This is a genomic window from Oleiphilus sp. HI0066 (assembly GCF_001635725.1).
Map to the genome: position 1 here is coordinate 1 of NZ_LWFH01001169.1, position 1,972 is coordinate 1,972.

A 1,972-nucleotide genomic window follows, 5' to 3' on the forward strand; every position below is an offset into this window, starting at 1 on the left:
TCTTTAAGAATCTTCAGTCGCTTAGCCATTTGTCTTGTGGCTTTGGGGCTGCTGGTTACGCTCATTTATAGCACGTCAAATTTTGTTAGACACCAGCATTATTGGAGCGACGTAGTTAGCCCAATAATGTCGCATTTCGCAAAGCATCAGCATCTTTTAGATCGTGTTGACGTGAACTCGTTAAGTGTCGTGTCAGATGAGCAGCATTCTGTTTCTGATCTCACACGTGCTCGTTTAGAGTTAGGTCAAGTTGTATTAACTGATCAAGACGATCTATTTAAAGTGTACGCCCGTCTGAATGATGATTTGTTGTTGGAGCTTGAGTCTGATCAAAGTGGCAGTAGCATTTATAAGTTGTATATTTCGTTGTTTAAGCAACAGTTATTTTCAAGCAGTGTTGAGCAGGCAACAGCTCTTGCACAATCTTGGGGTTTACAGCTTTACCAAGTAGTTGATTCCCCATCCTTAAAGTCACAAGCTGCTCTAGATAGTTTATCCGACCAAGGATATTACTTAACAATTTCTAGTGATTCTGTTTCAGCTCTGTTGCGTTCCAGTGATGGTACTATCTATCGACTTCAGTTTTGGACTCCGTTTAGTCTGGTTTCGATTCCTGTTGTAGTGTTATTAATATCGGGTGTTTTATCCGCGCTGTACGCTCTGGTTGCTATTTTTGTTCAAGGCTATGAGCGTAAGTTGCGTGCTGTTGAAACCGTGGCAGAGCGTATTGCCCGCGGTGAATTAGACGCCCGCGTTAAGAACGTGAGCGAGGGGAGTGAAGCGATTGAAAGGCTTAGCTCGGCTTTCAACGTGATGGCCGATCATATTCAGCGATTGATGCTTGTACAAAAGGAAATGATACACGCTGTCTCGCACGAGTTGCGAACACCTGTCGCGCGCATTCGTTTTGGCGTTCAAATGATTGAAGATTGTCCAAATCAAGAAGCGCTTAGGAAGCAAGCGCAAGAAATCGATGGCGACATTCAAGAGTTAGATGAGCTAATTGATGAGATTTTAACTTACGCAAGGCTTGAGCAGGGTGGTCCGATACTATCGTTTCATCAGGCAAATTTGTTGGATATTGTCCATCAAGTAGTTGATGAGCAAAGTGTGGGGCGTCCAAATCTAGATATACAAGCAGTTATTCAGCGAGATTCAGATGACTGGGCGGAGACCGAAATAGAACCGCGATATATTCATCGCTCTATTCAAAACTTGGTTGGTAACGCGACACGTTACGCTTCGGGTGTAGTCAAAGTGAACGTTAGTTGCGATTCAGAAACGTGTCGGGTCGACGTTGAAGATGATGGCCTAGGAATCCCTCAGGAAGATTGGGAGTCTGTATTTACACCATTTGCCAGATTAGATGATAGCCGCACAAGGGCATCAGGTGGCTACGGCTTAGGATTATCTATTGTTCGTCGGATTTTGTATTGGCACGGCGGGCAAGCATTCCTTGGCAAGAGCGAAGAGCTTGGCGGTGCCAAATTTAGTCTTGTATGGCCGAGGCAGCAAGGTGCATCAGCGCTAGATTAACCTCAAGCGCTGTTTAAATGGGTGATATTGGGTTCATTCAGATACGATTGAATGTAAGTACGCAGTGTTTTCTCTTGTGAATCTGAAAACTGATAGCCGAGCTTGGTTCTTCTCAATAATATATCTTTTGCATTTCGCGCCCATTCTTCTTTAATCAGGTAATCTACCTCAGCTTGATATAAGCCGTTAGAGAAGTCTTGACCGAGCTCGTTAATACTTTCTCGTCCAGTCAAAAAATTCTCTGCTAGCAACCCATAACTTGATGCATAGCGTCTAACTAGGCTAGACGTGAGCCACGGGTAATGGCTTGTAAGATGGTCTGTGATCCCTTGTCTTGTCATTCCAAGCTTTGAATTGCCTATTAGTGGATGTCGCTCTGTCCATTCCTCTTGTAAGTTTGGAACATAACGTTGTAGTTGTGCCATAACGGCATTCG

2 protein-coding genes are annotated in these 1,972 nt (G+C 44.1%); one reads left to right on the forward strand and one right to left on the reverse strand.

The window, feature by feature from the left end; genetic code table 11:
* Positions 1–1,536, forward strand: a 1,536-nt coding sequence (locus tag A3738_RS15670; RefSeq protein WP_068763714.1) for an ATP-binding protein, incomplete at its 5' end; no start/stop codon positions are given.
* Positions 1,537–1,538: 2 nt separating this feature from the next.
* Here the strand turns inward: A3738_RS15670 and A3738_RS15675 are convergent.
* On the reverse strand, positions 1,539–1,972 hold a 434-nt coding region (locus A3738_RS15675; RefSeq protein ID WP_304440110.1), incomplete at its 5' end, for a glycerol-3-phosphate dehydrogenase C-terminal domain-containing protein.